The sequence below is a fragment of the Paraburkholderia acidisoli genome, from assembly GCF_009789675.1.
Lineage (GTDB): Bacteria > Pseudomonadota > Gammaproteobacteria > Burkholderiales > Burkholderiaceae > Paraburkholderia > Paraburkholderia acidisoli.
This window is the reverse complement of record NZ_CP046916.1, coordinates 377,796-391,425: the sequence shown is the minus strand read 5'-3', so window position 1 is coordinate 391,425 and position 13,630 is coordinate 377,796. Positions and strand designations below refer to the sequence as shown.

The window sequence follows — 13,630 nt, the reverse complement described above, 5'->3', positions numbered from 1 at the left end:
ACGCAGCGATTGAAAACGTGCGCACGCCCACGTCACGCCGCGCCATTTACCGCCACACTGCCCCTAAACCAACAACGAGGAATCGCCATGCACGCCCGTCTATCGACCCGTCTCGTCCGCTACGCCGTATTCGCCGCAGGTCTGGCCTGCGCCACCGGTGCATCGGCGGCCGGGGCCTACGATGGCGTCTGGAATGTCACGCTCACTTGCCCCGCGGCGCGCGACGGCGCGAAAGCTTATACCGTTCACTTCCCCGTGCTGGTTGGGGACAGCGTGCTGCACGGCGACCATGGCGAACCGAACGCGGCCGGCTGGCTCGCGCTGGACGGCCGGATCGAGCCGGACGGGTCGGCCACGCTCGTCGCACAGGGCATTTCGAATGCGGACGCTCGCGCGGCCCGGCGCGCACGCAAAGGCACGCCGTATTCGTACGAAGTCAGCGCGCATTTCGACGCGACCTCGGGCAGCGGCAGCCGCACGACGGCGCGCCGCTGTCATCTGGTATTCGTGAGGACGTGATGCGCCGGGAGGCGTAGTACAGGACGAGTGATGCGGGCGCTGAGCGTGTAAAAGCGGCGCCACAAAAGAAAAAGCCCGCCTAAAGAGACGGGCTGAATCCATATCTGGAGGAGACATGGAGGAGACGGAAATAAGTATAGGGTTTTCCCGTACCGTCTGCAAGCGTTTTTTTGCGCTGCCTCAAAAATCGCGCTAAGGGCCGCGTCGCGCCCCACGCGCCGGGCCGCTGCCTGCCCGCTGTTTCATAGTGCGCTACCATCGCCGCATGTCTGACCGCCTGCCTTCCGCCGCCGCGAACGCCGCGCCGCCGCCCTTCCCCGCGACCGTGCTGGCTGGCGCGATCGCCATACTGGCGTGGCTCGCGCTGGCGGCGCAAACCGACCTCACGCTGCACCGCATGCTGCTGCGCGGCTTCGACACCCTCGACGCCCTCCTGCGCCTCGCGTCCTATCTCACCAACCTCACCGTGTTGCTCGTCGCGCTCAGCTTCACGTGTGTGACCTTGCGCGTGCGCGTCCGGCCGCTGCGTTTTCTCGCCGGGCCGGCAGCGCCCGGCGCGGTCACGGTGTACATCGTGTTCGTGGGCGTGGCGTACAACGTGCTGCTGCGTCACCTGTGGACACCGCACGGTTTTCGCGCGCTCCTGAACGAAAGCCTGCACACCGTTTTGCCGCTGCTCTGCGCCGTGTATTGGCTGCGATTCGTGCCGTATTGCCGTCTCTCGCGGCGCGAGCGTCTTGCGTGGTTCATCTATCCGCTCGGCTATCTCGTGGTCACATTCTGGCGCGGCAGCGTGACCGACTTTTACCCTTATCCTTTCATCGATGTCGGCGAACTCGGCTATGCGCGCGTGATCCTCAATAGTGCGCTATTGTTTGCGGCGTTCGTTGTGTTGATGGCGGTATTCACGGCGATCAATGCGCGGCGTCGGCCGCTTGCCGGGGCCGATGTGTTATCCGTCGACGAATAACGCCCGATTCTCCATGCCTGCCTATATCGCCTTATTGCGCGCCGTGAATGTCGGCGGCACCGGCAAACTCGCCATGTCCGACTTGCGCGAGATGTGCGAAGCCATCGGCTTCACGCACGTGCGCACGTATATCGCCAGCGGCAATGTCGTCTTCGAAAGCCGGCTCGGCGAGGCTGCCGTGAGGCAACAACTCGAAGCCCGGCTCGAAGCGTATGCGGGCAAGCCCGTGGGCGTGCTGGTACGCACGGCCGAAGAACTGGCCGCCGTGCTGAAGGCGAATCCGTTCGGCGAGGCGGCGCCCGATCGAACCGTTGCGATCTTCCTCGATACCCCACCGGCCGCCGACGCGCTCTCCGGTGCCAGTGGCGTGAATAGCGAGGAAATGGCGCTGGGCCCACGCGAAATCTACGTGCATTACCCGGACGGCATCGGCAAATCGAAACTCAAGATCGCCGCCGCGAAAAACGGCACTGCACGCAATATGAATACCGTCGCGAAGTTGCTGGAAATGGCGCAGGCATGACGCGCGCCCAACCCACCGATAACGTTCGACTCACTCCAATCCGTTACCCAACCGCGCCATGATTACGTGCTATTTGCGTTATGTGATCGATCCGTACCAACTCGATCAATTCGAGCATTACGCCAAAATGTGGATTCCGCTGGTCGAGAAATTCGGCGGCCAGCATCACGGTTATTTTTTGCCGTCCGAAGGCGCGAACGACATTGCACTCGCGCTGTTTTCGTTTCCGAGCCTGGCCGCTTACGAAACCTACCGCAAAGACTCGATGCAAGACGCCGAATGCTTGGCCGCGTTTCGCTACGCGCAGGAAACGCGTTGTATCGTGAGTTACGAGCGCAGTTTCATGCGGCCGGTGTTCGCGTAAGCGCACCGTCGCTTGCCTCGGCAATGGGCGCTTCGGCTTCGTTCACGTTCGTGTCGTGCAGGCGGTCCGGAATGAATAGCACCGTCATGCCGCTCAGAAAGAACACGGCGCCCACCACGAGAAAGCCCATGCCAATCGAAAACTGCGTGGCGATAAAACCGATCACCACCGGCGCGGCGCCGGAGCAAAAGCGGCCCACGTTGTACGAGCCGCCCACGGCCGTGCCGCGTATGCGCGTTTCGAAACTCTCCGACATGAACGTGCCAATCGTGCCGAGCGGCACGCCATAAAGAAAGCCGAATACGAGCATGAGCCACGCGATATTTTCGCGCGAGTGAAACAGCACGATCACGGGGAGAAAGATCGCCGCACCCACACAGCCGAGCGCATACACGCCGCGCCGGCTCCAGCGGTCGCCGAGCCAGCCCGCCACGATCTTGCCGATGAAGGCGACCACCCACGTCGCCGTCATATAGCCCGTCATCGAACTGAACTTGATGTGCAGTTCGCTTTCCAGATAGGTGGGCAGCCAGTTGTTCAAGCCATAAAACCCCGAGAGCGCGAACACCGAGGCGAGCGACCACAAGATGAACATGCGGCGCGCCTCGCGATTCGCGAAGATCAGCGCATAGCGGTTGTCGTGCCAGCGGCGGCCGCTCGGGTGGCGCGTGGCCTCGCTCACGCGCCACGTGGGCGGTTCGGGCACGAAAAAGTGAATGGCCAGTGCGATGAACACGGGCGCCACGGCCACGTAAAACAGCATGCGCCAGCCGTAGTGCGGCAAGATCCAGTTGCTCAGCGCGATTACCGTGATATAGCCCGCGGAAATGGCCGTTTGCAGCACGCCGAGTATCAGCGAGCGCCGCGCCATTGGCACATATTCGGCCACGAGCGTGGTGACGAGCACCATGCAGCCAATGCCCATCGCGCTGATGAAACGCACGACCGCGAACTCCACGAAGCTGTGCGTGAAGCCAAGCAGTCCCGCGCCCACGGAAAACAACACCATCGCCCACACCACCACGCGCACGCGGCCGAGGGAATCGCTCGCCCAGCCGCCGAGAATGCCGCCGATCGCCATGCCGAGCAGCGTGAGGCTGCCGAGCGCGCCCGCTTCCACGTTGCTCAGGCCGAACTCGTGCTTGATACGCGTGAGCGTGAGGCCGTACATCATGACGTCGGCGCCGTCGACGAGCAGCGCCAGATAGCCGAGCGCGAATACGATCAGCCAGCGATGCGCGTTACCGGAGGTGCCTGCGTTGCCTGATGCCATGAATGCGCTCTATGTGTGCGTGTTGAGTTGGCGTGGTATGCGTGAGGTATCCGTGCGGTATTCGCGCGCCCGCATGAAAAGCGCGTTAGTGTTGCGCGCCGCGATGCGCGACCAGCGCCGGTGCGAGAAACGCGCCCAGCAGAATGCCCAGCTCCTCGTGGCGCGCCGTGTACCAGCCTTCCACGTGAGTGAGATTCATCGTGCCGATGCAGCGCCCGTCGAACGCGATCGGGATATTGAGGATCGAGCCGAGACCCATCGAAGTCATGACCGCGTGATCGTCGAAGGCGTCGCGCAGATCGTCCTGGGTGGCCGCGCGAAATGGTTTCAGGTCGGCGAGAATGCGCTGCGCCCAAGGCGTGCCGCGCTTCTTCTTGCGGCCGCCGTTCGGGTACACGTCGGGCATATTCGAATACAGGCGCTCGACTTCCTCGTGCTCGGCGTCATAGGCCATGATCGTGAAGAGCCGCATGCCGATGGTTGCGGCCGCAACTTCCTGCACGTCGCGAAAGATCGCCGCCGGTTGCGCGGGCAGGCGAATGCTGCGTGCGAGGTGCGTGAGATCGGCGAGTTCGAGCGCGCGCGGTTGCAGGTCGGTATCAGTGGAAAGTGGAGAGTGCATGGGAGGATCGCCGGGTTCGTCGAGGTCAGCCGCGCACCTTGTCGGTGCGGGCAGATGCAAGTGGTTCGGCCGCGTCGAGTGCGGCATTGCCGCCGCTCGCCTCGATGTCTTCGAGTGAACGGTTGCGCGTTTCGATGCCGAGGAAGTACACCACGCACGCGCCCGCCAGCAGCACGCCCGTGGTCATGGCGAACACGCCGAAGAAACCGAACGCGGGGTACACGAGGCCGACGAGAATCGGCGCGCTCACCGAACCGATGCGCCCGAACGACGACGAAGAACCCGTGCCCGTGGTGCGTACCGCCGTGGGAAAGATTTCCGGCGTATAGGCGTACACGCCCGCGAATGCGCCGTTCATGAAGAACGAGAGGCAAATGCCGGCCACCGTGATCTGCGCGCCCGTGTGTGAAAACGCGAGCGCAATGGCCGCGAGACCGCCGAGCGTCATGTACGACGCCACCACGCCCTTGCGGCCGATCCGCTCGTTGAGATACGCGGCGGAGAAATAGCCGGGAATCTGCGCGCCGTAAATCGCAATCGAATACCCAAAGCTTTTGGTGAGCGTGAGCCCTTCTTTCACGAGCAGGCTCGGTATCCACGAGAAGAACGAGTAATACGCGAACGCCACCGAGAACCACATGAGCCAACTCACGGCCGTGGTGCCCGCGAGGCGTCGCGAGAACAGGGTGAGTACGTTCTGCAACGCGCTGCCGCTGCCGTGCGCGGCCGTGGGAATCGGCCCGACCGAAGCGAGCGGCGCGAGCGCGATGCCCTGGGCCTCGAAGCGCATTTCGATGGCGTCGACGATATGATCGGCTTCGGCGGCGCGCCCCTGGCTCTCGAGCCAGCGCGGCGACTCGGGCAGCGTACGCCGCCACCAAAGCAGCATGACCACGGGCAAGGACGTGATGATGGCGAGATAGCGCCAGCCGTCTTCGAAATTGCGCACGACCGTGTAGCCGAATATCGAAGAACTCAGGTATCCGAACGACATGAAGCCAACCAGCGCGCCGCAGAACATGCCGCGATAACGGCGCGGCACGAATTCGGCGAGGAACGGCGCGATCACTACGGTTTCCGCGCCCGAACCGAACCCGGCAACCACACGCAGCGCGAAGAACGTGTGCCAGTCCTGCGCGGTGGCGCTCGCCATGGAGGCTACGCAATAGATGGCCAGCGCGCTCATCATGATGCGGCGGCGGCCGATCACGTCGGCGAGTACACCCGAGAGAAACGCGCCGAAGAAATAGCCGATATACGTGCTGCTCGCGACGAGGCCTGTTTGTGCGCTCGTGAGATGCCACAGTTTGCTCACCACCGGCAGCAGGAAGGCCAGCGACGAAGAATCGAGCCCGTCGAACAGATAGCCCAGGCCGCCGATCAGCAGCAGTTTGCGATGAAAGCCCGCGAGCGGTAATCGTTCCAGACGGGCGGCGATGGTGGACATGATGGATTCCCGGGTGGTGGCTCGTGCTACCTGCGCAAAGGTAATCGCTTCGGCGTTCAGGAGGCCGTATCAACGGCCGATGGCGTACGCCTGCATCTGCCGTGGCGTGGCCGCGCCGCGCATGAGGCCGTTGCGCAGACCGACGGCGCACACGCGACCGAGCCCCCACGGCTCGGCCACGGTGAGATCGTGGCCACGCGCGCGCAGCGCATCGAGCGTCGCTTGAGGGAAGCGCGCTTCCGCCGACATCTTGCCGAGTTGCATCGAGCGCGGATAAAACGAGCCCGGAAAGTGCGCGGTCTGGAACGAGGGCGCGTCCACCGCCGCCTGCAGATTCATGCCCGCGTGCACGTGGCGCAGGAACAACTGCATCGACCATTGATCCTGCTGATCGCCGCCCGGCGTGCCGAACGCGGCATACGGCTTGCCTTCGCGCGTGACGAGCGTGGGCGAGAGCGTCGTGCGCGGCCGCCGCCCCGGTCCGAGCGACGAGGGCAACCCGTCTTCCATCCAGAACATCTGCGCGCGCGTGGTGACGTTGAAACCGAGTCCCGGCACGGCGGGCGACGCCTGCAACCAGCCGCCGGAAGGCGTGGCCGAGACCATGTTGCCCCAGCGGTCCACCACGTCGAGATGCACGGTGTCGCCGCGCAGCTCGGGCAGCGGCGCGAAGGTCGGTTCGCCCTGACCGAAGCCGCCGGGCTGCTGCCGCCCCGCGTTGGCGAGAATGCGCGCGGCGCGCACGGTGCTGTCGCCGAGCACGCCGGGGCGGAACTGAAACGAGGCCTTGTGCGGATCGACCAGGCGCCGGCGTTCGTCGTTGTAGGCGTCGCTCAGCAGCGTGTGCATGGGCACATCGGCGAAATTCGGGTCGCCATAGAACACGTCGCGGTCGGCGAACGCGAGCTTCGAGGTTTCGATGACGGTATGCACGAACTCGGGGCCGAGCGGGTCCATGGCGTCGATGTCGAAATGCTTCAGCAGTGCCAACTGTTGCAGGAACATCGGCCCCTGCCCCCACGGTCCCGTCTTGTGCACGCGCAGGCCGCGATATTCGTACGAGAGCGCGTCTTCGTAAGTGGGCTCCCAGCGCGCGAGGTCGTCGGCGGTCAACAGCCCGCGATTGCGTTGACCGGAGGTATCGAGCACGTCGGTCGAGCGGAAGTAGTGGTCGATGGCGTCGGCCACGAAGCCGCGATAGAACGCGTGGCGCGCGAGTTCGCATTGCTCGGCGCGATCGCCGCGCGCGCCAGCTTCGCGCAGGATGCGCTTATAGGTGGCCGCGATCGCGGGATTCGCGAACAGTTGATTGGGCGCGGGCGCCTCGCCGTCGCGCAGCCATTGCCCGGCCGATGTGGGCCACTCGCGCAGAAAAAAATCCTTGATCGCGAGTATCGAAGCGCACATGCGCGGCAGCACCGGATAGCCGTTTTCCGCGTAACCGATCGCATAGGAGAGCACGTCTTCGAGCGCTAGCTGACCGTAGTCGCGCAGCATTGTCATCCACGCGCCGAACGCACCGGGTACGACGGCAGGCAGCAGCCCCGTGCCGGGTACGACTTCGAGGCCGAGCGCGCGCATGCGCTCGATGGTCATGGTCGCGGGCGTGACGCCCTGACCGCACAGCACCCGCACGCGGTCTTCGCGCGCGCTGTAAAACACGACGGGCAGTTCTCCGCCTGGGCCGTTCAGATGCGGTTCGACGATCTGCAGCACGAAGCCCGCCGCCGCCGCCGCGTCGAACGCATTGCCGCCCTTTTCTAGCACGGCCATGGCCGACGCACTGGCGAGCCAATGCGTCGAGGCAACCATGCCGAAAGTCCCGAGCAACTCGGGGCGTGTGGTGAACGACATCTGCGACTCCTTTCACGGCAACTGCGGGACCGGCAATCCAGACTGAACCAATATCAATTGGTATCAACTGATGCCCTAGCCAGCATACGAAGGAAGAATTTTGCTTACAGCCGGTGTTAACCCTGAATTCAAATGCTAATTCCATTGCACATCAAAGAATCCCCCGCGGCTACGCCCGCCGCCGCTTGCGTGCCCGCAACACGCTGCTACAATCGCGCCAATTAATATTGGTTCATAAAAACTGTCATGGAAAAATCCGCGCTGGATCATTTGCTCGCCTGGATCGCACAGCACGGCCTGAAGGATGGCGACGCCCTGCCGCCCGAACGCTCGCTCGCCGAAACGCTGGGCGTCACGCGCCGCGAACTGCGCACGGCGCTGGCGTCGCTCGAAGCGGCGGGACGGATCTGGCGCGGCGTGGGGCGCGGCACGTATCTCGGCACGCGGCCACTCAAGTTCGCCCCCACGTTGCGCGGGCTGCGCTCGCGCACGAGTCCCGCCGACATCGCCGAAATGCGGCTCATGTTCGAGCCGGTGCTCGCCGGTCTCGCGGCGGCGAAGGCCACGCCCGAAGACCTCGGCGAACTGGAGAAATGCGCGAAGCGCAACGCCGGCGCGAAGAACGACGAGGAATGGCAGCTATGGGACCACCGTTTCCATTTGCTGATTGCGCAGGCCTCGCGCAACCCCGCGATCATCGCGCTGATGGAGGTCATCAACGGCATGCGCGTGAAGCCGAATCAACGGGAAAAGACCGTGGATCAGGGCACGCGGCACCATTTCGCGCAGCAGCATCAGGCTATCGTCGATGCGATCGTGGCGCGCGACGGCGAAACCGCCGCGCGCCGCATGCGCGAGCATCTGCTCAACGTTCAGGGGTTCGGCTCCGCGCATTGAGCACAGGGCGCGCAGGCCGCACGATGCGGCGAGGTGGCACCGGCGCTGCGTATCGACGCGATGCGGCCGGGCCGGTCCGTGTCGAGCGCGCCGAAGCGCAGCCAGTGCAGCGCGAGCGGCCACAAACGCTTTTCGAAGCGGCTATGAAAGAACGCGAAGTGCCCGATGCTGTCCACGCCGATTTCCTGCGGCGTGACGCGCCAATGCGTGACGTCGCTGTGCACGAAATAGCGGAGCAAGCGTTCGATGGCGGGCACGGTGCCGAACGCGTCGTCGCTTGCGCTGAAGGCCAGCAACTGCGCACGCAGGCCCGCGAAACGGCGCACGAGCGCATCGCGCTCCTGCTGCGTACGCGCGATGGGCGCACGCTGGTAGCTGTCCTCGAACCGGGCCGCGCTGCGGCTCCACGACAGCGCGACGCCACGCGGCGTGTCTTCCATCCAGCCCAGCCGGCGCGCCGGAAAATAGCCGCATAGCGCGCTGAGCAGCGGCATGACCGCGTGCCATTTCCACAGCATCGCGAGCCGGTGGCGCGGCGCGTAATCGCGCCAGTGCGCGTATTGCGCCCCTACCGTGAACACGCGCCGGATACACGCATTCGACGGCGCGAGTCCGATCACGAAACCGCCGATGCTGTGCGCCACCACGTCGATGGGCTGCCCAACGCAGGTCCGGCGCACGTGGCGCAGCACCGCTTCGAAATCGCGCTCGCCCCAATCGAGCCAGCTCGCGGAAAGTTGCGCAAGGTCCGGCGGCCGCGATTCGCCGATACCGCGGTAATCGTAGACCACCACGTCGCAACCGTTCTCGTGCAGCCATTGCGCAAAACGAAAATAGTAGCGGCAGCGCACCGAGGTCGCCGCGTTGACGATCACGACCGGGCGCGGCGGCAGCGCGTCCATGCACGGGCGATGTCGCCACACGAAGGCGCGTAGCGGGAAGCCGTCGGCGGCGGCAATCGTCACGGCGACAGGGGTGGGTGCCGCCGCCTGAGCGGCGACCGGCGAGGCTTGCGTTTCGCTCATGAGCGTGGCTCCTGTATATTATGCGTTCCCCTCATTTGACTTGACGGCACGGCAGCGCTCAATCAATCTTTTGTGGGCCTTTCGCATGAGGAAAACGCATGCCAGTTTCGCTCGCACAACTCGCCTCGCTCGATCAGATTCGCGGCTTCGTCGCAGTGGGCCGCCGCATGAGCATCACGCTCGCCGCCGACGACCTGTGCCTCACGCAGTCGGCCGTGAGTCGCCAGATTGCGGCGCTGGAGGACGCGCTCGGCCTGCGCCTGTTTCAGCGCGGCTATCGCTCGATCGCCTTCACGCCCGAGGGCGAGCGTCTGTTTCGCACTGCCGACAGCGCGGTTCAGCAGTTGCAGGAAGCGCTCGACGTACTCCGGCAAGGCACGCTGCGCCGACCGGTGACGATCACCGCGAGCATCGGCGTCTCGGCGCTCTGGCTGCTGCCGCGCCTCGGTGCGCTGCAGCAGCGTCATCCGGCGATCGATCTGCGCGTGGCCGCCACCGACAAGGTGCTCGACCTGCGCGCCGAAGGCGTCGATCTCGCGATCCGCTATGCGAGCCTGCGCGGCGCGGCGGCGTCATCGTTGCGTCTGTTCGACGAGGCGATCGTACCCGTGGCGCATCCCTCGCTGCGCGTTGCCCGGCTCGACGCCGCCACGCTGGCGCGCAGCGTACTGATCGAATTCGACGGCCCGCGCCGCCCGCTATTGCGCTGGACGGATTACCTGAGCGCATGCGGTCTTGCCAGCCCGCCACCGCGCGGCATGCTGCGCTTCAATCAATACGATCAGGTCATTCAGGCCGCGCTCGCGGGCCGGGGCATCGCGCTCGGTCGAAGGCCTCTGATCGCCCCCATGCTCGCCGACGGCCGGCTCGCCGTAATCGGCAAAAACACGGCGCCGCGCGCTTCGGGACACGCTTACTTTCTCGATCAGGCCGAGGACGTACCGCGTGCGGAAGTCCATGCCGTGATCGAGTGGATCGGCCAAGCAAGTCGCGCGATGACATGATTCGTGCGCATGTGACGCACGCGGGCGCGGCAACATCGCGAGAGCAGTCGCCCCGCCTCCGCCTCGTCAGGTAGATCCGAAGATCTTGTCCTGCGTCCTCTCGCGCCAAAGCAGTCAGAGCCGTGACGGCGCGGCGTGTGCCCGGCGGTGTGCCGGTAGCACTCAACGCCACGACCCGACCGCCTTCGGCAGACACCCCGCAAGGCGCACCGCGCTGTGCCAGGCGCCAACCGGACGCCAACGCGCGAAGCCGCGCCCGCCCGAGTTCTTCGCCCCAATCTGTCTCCATGCGCGCGTGGGCCGTCAATACACCCACCAGCGGCGCATTTTGGAACGATTGACAAAGATCACCGCAATCCACCGAGCCGCGATGGAACGCCGCAGGCCCCATCCTCCGCGGTGAAAACACAGCCCGGAACGTCCAGAAATCAACCCTACGACCGCAAAACAACACGCGCCGCGAAACATTTTTGACGCGATACCCAATGCGTTTTGTTTGGTTTACTCTTTGGTCAACCAAATGGACAACTTCATTGCAGATTGCCTTCGATGTCGATCGAAGCGCGTGCGATCGTGGTGCCGTCCCCACTCCATTTGGTGCACGAGCATGAATCCATCAAGGGTAACTACTTAGCATGCCTTAGTGTTTCTGGAACCCGTTCCGCTGATCAGGGATATCAAACAATGAAGACTCGAAGATTGAAGGCCACAGGCACTCTCGCACCCAAACGGTCCCTTCTGCTGGCCGCGGCTTGCCTCTCGCTGGCGCCGCTCGCCGCCCATGCGCAGAGCAGCGTGACGTTGTACGGGGTGATTTCCGTCGGGATCGGCTATACGTCGAACCAGGGCGGCAAATCGCTGGTTTCGCTCGTCAACGGACCGACGTATCCCGCCCGATTCGGCTTCAAGGGTCGCGAAGATCTCGGCGGCGGTTATGCCGCGATCTTCACGCTCGAAAACGGCTTCTCGATTGGTTCGGGCGCGCTCGCGCAAGGCGGCAAGCTGTTCGGCCGGCAGTCGTGGGTCGGCCTGCAAAGCGACAAGTACGGCACGGTCACGATGGGCCGTCAGTACGACGAAATGGCGCAGCAACTCGTGTGGTCGGAAGCGGCGGCGCGTTTTGCCAGCTTCTACGCCGCGCATATCGGCGATTCGGACAACATCTTCGACACACTGCGCCAGAACAACACGGTGCGCTACGCCTCGCCGAACATTCACGGTCTCTCGTTCGCCGGCCAATACTCGTTCTCCAATTCCACGAGCTTCGCCGACAACCGCGCGTACAGCGTGGGCGCAAGCTACCAGCGCGGCCCGCTGCGCCTCGGTGTGGCGATGCTGCAGAACGACAACCCAGCCTCCACGACCAATACCAACGGCGCGATCTCCGACTCGTACGGCTTCACCTCGCCGTTCACGCGCAGCGACAACAATGCGCTCGTCGCGCAGCAGCGCGCCGTGGCGTTCGCAGCCGGCTACGATCTGGGTTTCGCGAACGTCGCCATGAATTACTCGAACGTGCTGTTCAAGTATCAGGATTCGACCGGCCGCCGCGTGCAGAACGTCGAAGTGGTGATCGACAAGCGCTTCCTGCCCGATCTGCTCGCGGGCATCGGCTATACGTACACGACCTCGCAAACCTCGGGCGGCACGAATGGCCACTACAACCAGCTCAATGCCGGTGTGGTGTATTCGCTCAGCAAGCGTACCGACCTGATCGGCACGGTGAGCTACCAGCGTGCGGGCGGCGCGGCAAAGCAGGCGGAAATCTTCACGACCAGCCTGTCGAGTTCGAAGAACGAAACGGCCGCCGTCGCGGCGCTGCGCGTGAAGTTCTGATCGGCAAGTCTTTCGAGTGAATCGCCAGGCCACCGGGCAACCGGTGCCTGGCGATTTTTTTATGGGTCGACTGCAAGGGTGTTCTCAAAGCCGTACATCGACCCACTGCACGATATCGGCAAAACCTGGCAGCACTAACGAGCTAAAGCTGGCAAACCCGTAAACGCCAAAAGGACGTGCAACCGCTTCCGTAGAAGCGCCTGCACGTCCCGCTTGAAACGACCGGCGTTAGCGCATCAGAACGGCCGGTTCTGATGCCCGATCGCATTGGCGACCAGGTTGTGCAACAGCACGATCAACGCTTCCTGCGACGCCGCGTTCGTGCCGTCCACGCCCATGATCGGGCGCGCGAGAATGCCGTCCACCGCGCCCAGGCGCACGCAGTATTCGAGCATGCGCGCTTCGTCGGCGGTACTGTGCAGCACGTCGGAGCGGCCCAGCGCGATTGCCAGCGCCGCGACCACGCCATACGCGCCCCAGTTCGAGATGGCGGCCACCACGAGGATGTCCGTTTCCACGACCGTGGCCACGCCGCCTTCGCACGGGCACGCACATTTGCGGCCGAACAGCTGGATCTCGGCGACCTTGTCCGCGATCTTGCCGAAACCGATCTCGTTGCCGCCGTCGCCGATGCCGATGGTCAGCACGCCGGCGGCGCGCGCCGCGTCGGCCAGCGCATCCGCGCTCGCCATTACTTCGCGGCTGCGGCCGCTGCCCGTGATCGTGTGGAACACGCCGTGCTTGTTCGGGCCGCCCTTCTCCACGAAGATCACCGCGGTCGGCTTGTGCCGTTCCAGCAGCGCGCGCGCGTCGGCGGGACCGTTCTCGCCCAGCGTGAAGACTTCGGTGGTCGCACACGCGCCGCGCGCGTCGAACACCTCGGGCGTGACCACGGCCAGACCCGCCGCTTCCGTGCTCGCCACGATGGCCGGCAGGTTGCGCGCCTCGGACACCAGGATGGGCTTCGCGCCCACACCCAGATCCAGCGCGCGCGCCAACGCGGCGGCGCCCAGCGGGCCGTCGGTTTCGCCGTGCGGCAGCCACGGCGGCGCGCCCGCGCCCGTCACGATCAGCACGCGGTCGCCCTTGCCCACGCGCTCCAGCAGCGCACGTGCGGCCAGCAGCGTGAGCGGCGCTTGCTGCCAGTCGCGCGCCGCGTCGTAGAGCCGGTGAATCACCCCGCGCGGCAGTCCCGAGGCAAAGCGCATCTCGACCTGAATCAGGCTGTCGATCGCCTCGCCCACCGCCGCGTCCAAAAATCCGCTATCCGTATTCGTCGTCATGTTCCTTTCCATT

General features: G+C 64.7%; 13 protein-coding genes. 7 read left to right on the top strand and 6 right to left on the bottom strand.

What is annotated here, in order from left to right; translation table 11 throughout:
* Positions 1-87: 87 nt before the first annotated feature.
* The 4 genes from FAZ98_RS30305 to FAZ98_RS30290 all read left to right on the top strand — a co-directional run bounded on the left by FAZ98_RS30305 (position 88) and on the right by FAZ98_RS30290 (position 2,376).
* Positions 88-519: a hypothetical protein gene (locus tag FAZ98_RS30305; protein ID WP_158957238.1), complete on the top strand. Its 432-nt coding sequence runs from the start codon at positions 88-90 to the stop codon at positions 517-519.
* 265 nt (positions 520-784) lie between these two features.
* Positions 785-1,489 (top strand): Pr6Pr family membrane protein, encoded by a 705-nt coding sequence (locus FAZ98_RS30300; RefSeq protein ID WP_199272487.1) that lies wholly within the window; start codon positions 785-787, stop codon positions 1,487-1,489.
* 13 nt (positions 1,490-1,502) lie between these two features.
* Entirely contained in the window at positions 1,503-2,012 is a 510-nt protein-coding gene (locus FAZ98_RS30295; protein WP_158957236.1) for a DUF1697 domain-containing protein, read from the top strand.
* A 58-nt stretch (positions 2,013-2,070) separates the two neighbouring features.
* Positions 2,071-2,376 carry an NIPSNAP family protein gene (locus tag FAZ98_RS30290; RefSeq protein WP_158957234.1) on the top strand — a complete coding sequence of 102 codons (306 nt, stop codon included), beginning with the start codon at positions 2,071-2,073 and terminating at the stop codon, positions 2,374-2,376.
* Here FAZ98_RS30290 and FAZ98_RS30285 read toward each other — a convergent pair.
* The 4 genes from FAZ98_RS30285 to FAZ98_RS30270 form a co-directional block, all read right to left on the bottom strand.
* Complete coding sequence (locus FAZ98_RS30285; protein ID WP_158957232.1) at positions 2,354-3,649, bottom strand: MFS transporter; 1,296 nt, start codon at positions 3,647-3,649, stop codon at positions 2,354-2,356. The two genes, FAZ98_RS30290 and FAZ98_RS30285, sit on opposite strands and share 23 nt — an antisense overlap.
* A gap of 85 nt (positions 3,650-3,734) precedes the next feature.
* A complete protein-coding gene (locus tag FAZ98_RS30280) occupies positions 3,735-4,271 on the bottom strand; it encodes a GAF domain-containing protein (RefSeq protein ID WP_158957230.1) in 537 nt (178 codons plus the stop codon).
* Positions 4,272-4,296: 25 nt separating this feature from the next.
* Positions 4,297-5,718 (bottom strand): MFS transporter, encoded by a 1,422-nt coding sequence (locus FAZ98_RS30275; protein WP_158957228.1) that lies wholly within the window; start codon positions 5,716-5,718, stop codon positions 4,297-4,299.
* A gap of 69 nt (positions 5,719-5,787) precedes the next feature.
* Positions 5,788-7,572: a gamma-glutamyltransferase family protein gene (locus FAZ98_RS30270; protein WP_158957227.1), complete on the bottom strand. Its 1,785-nt coding sequence runs from the start codon at positions 7,570-7,572 to the stop codon at positions 5,788-5,790.
* Between the two features lie 246 nt (positions 7,573-7,818).
* On the opposite strand from FAZ98_RS30270, the gene FAZ98_RS30265 reads away from it, so the two are divergent.
* Positions 7,819-8,469 (top strand): FadR/GntR family transcriptional regulator, encoded by a 651-nt coding sequence (locus FAZ98_RS30265; RefSeq protein WP_158957225.1) that lies wholly within the window; start codon positions 7,819-7,821, stop codon positions 8,467-8,469.
* On the opposite strand, the gene FAZ98_RS30260 is transcribed toward FAZ98_RS30265, so the two are convergent.
* Positions 8,445-9,494 (bottom strand): alpha/beta hydrolase family protein, encoded by a 1,050-nt coding sequence (locus FAZ98_RS30260; protein WP_158957223.1) that lies wholly within the window; start codon positions 9,492-9,494, stop codon positions 8,445-8,447. The two genes, FAZ98_RS30265 and FAZ98_RS30260, sit on opposite strands and share 25 nt — an antisense overlap.
* 98 nt (positions 9,495-9,592) lie before the next feature.
* On the opposite strand from FAZ98_RS30260, the gene FAZ98_RS30255 reads away from it, so the two are divergent.
* Both FAZ98_RS30255 and FAZ98_RS30250 read left to right on the top strand, forming a co-directional pair.
* Positions 9,593-10,498, top strand: coding sequence for a LysR substrate-binding domain-containing protein (locus FAZ98_RS30255; RefSeq protein WP_158957221.1), 906 nt, complete (start codon positions 9,593-9,595; stop codon positions 10,496-10,498).
* 684 nt (positions 10,499-11,182) lie between these two features.
* Positions 11,183-12,334 (top strand): porin, encoded by a 1,152-nt coding sequence (locus FAZ98_RS30250; RefSeq protein WP_158957219.1) that lies wholly within the window; start codon positions 11,183-11,185, stop codon positions 12,332-12,334.
* Between the two features lie 236 nt (positions 12,335-12,570).
* On the opposite strand, the gene FAZ98_RS30245 is transcribed toward FAZ98_RS30250, so the two are convergent.
* On the bottom strand, positions 12,571-13,617 hold the full coding sequence (locus FAZ98_RS30245) for a glutamate cyclase domain-containing protein (RefSeq protein WP_158957217.1): 1,047 nt from the start codon (positions 13,615-13,617) through the stop codon (positions 12,571-12,573).
* Positions 13,618-13,630: the final 13 nt, after the last annotated feature.

What these genes read in the sequence shown, in the direction of transcription:
- FAZ98_RS30290 (WP_158957234.1), top strand. Translation starts at nt 2,071, where the DNA reads ATGATTACGTGCTATTTGCGTTATGTGATCGATCCGTACCAACTCGAT.
- FAZ98_RS30250 (WP_158957219.1), top strand. Translation starts at nt 11,183, where the DNA reads ATGAAGACTCGAAGATTGAAGGCCACAGGCACTCTCGCACCCAAACGG.
- FAZ98_RS30270 (WP_158957227.1), bottom strand. Translation starts at nt 7,572, where the DNA reads ATGTCGTTCACCACACGCCCCGAGTTGCTCGGGACTTTCGGCATGGTT.
- FAZ98_RS30305 (WP_158957238.1), top strand. Translation starts at nt 88, where the DNA reads ATGCACGCCCGTCTATCGACCCGTCTCGTCCGCTACGCCGTATTCGCC.
- FAZ98_RS30295 (WP_158957236.1), top strand. Translation starts at nt 1,503, where the DNA reads ATGCCTGCCTATATCGCCTTATTGCGCGCCGTGAATGTCGGCGGCACC.
- FAZ98_RS30275 (WP_158957228.1), bottom strand. Translation starts at nt 5,718, where the DNA reads ATGTCCACCATCGCCGCCCGTCTGGAACGATTACCGCTCGCGGGCTTT.
- FAZ98_RS30260 (WP_158957223.1), bottom strand. Translation starts at nt 9,494, where the DNA reads ATGAGCGAAACGCAAGCCTCGCCGGTCGCCGCTCAGGCGGCGGCACCC.
- FAZ98_RS30280 (WP_158957230.1), bottom strand. Translation starts at nt 4,271, where the DNA reads ATGCACTCTCCACTTTCCACTGATACCGACCTGCAACCGCGCGCGCTC.
- FAZ98_RS30285 (WP_158957232.1), bottom strand. Translation starts at nt 3,649, where the DNA reads ATGGCATCAGGCAACGCAGGCACCTCCGGTAACGCGCATCGCTGGCTG.
- FAZ98_RS30265 (WP_158957225.1), top strand. Translation starts at nt 7,819, where the DNA reads ATGGAAAAATCCGCGCTGGATCATTTGCTCGCCTGGATCGCACAGCAC.
- FAZ98_RS30255 (WP_158957221.1), top strand. Translation starts at nt 9,593, where the DNA reads ATGCCAGTTTCGCTCGCACAACTCGCCTCGCTCGATCAGATTCGCGGC.
- FAZ98_RS30300 (WP_199272487.1), top strand. Translation starts at nt 785, where the DNA reads ATGTCTGACCGCCTGCCTTCCGCCGCCGCGAACGCCGCGCCGCCGCCC.
- FAZ98_RS30245 (WP_158957217.1), bottom strand. Translation starts at nt 13,617, where the DNA reads ATGACGACGAATACGGATAGCGGATTTTTGGACGCGGCGGTGGGCGAG.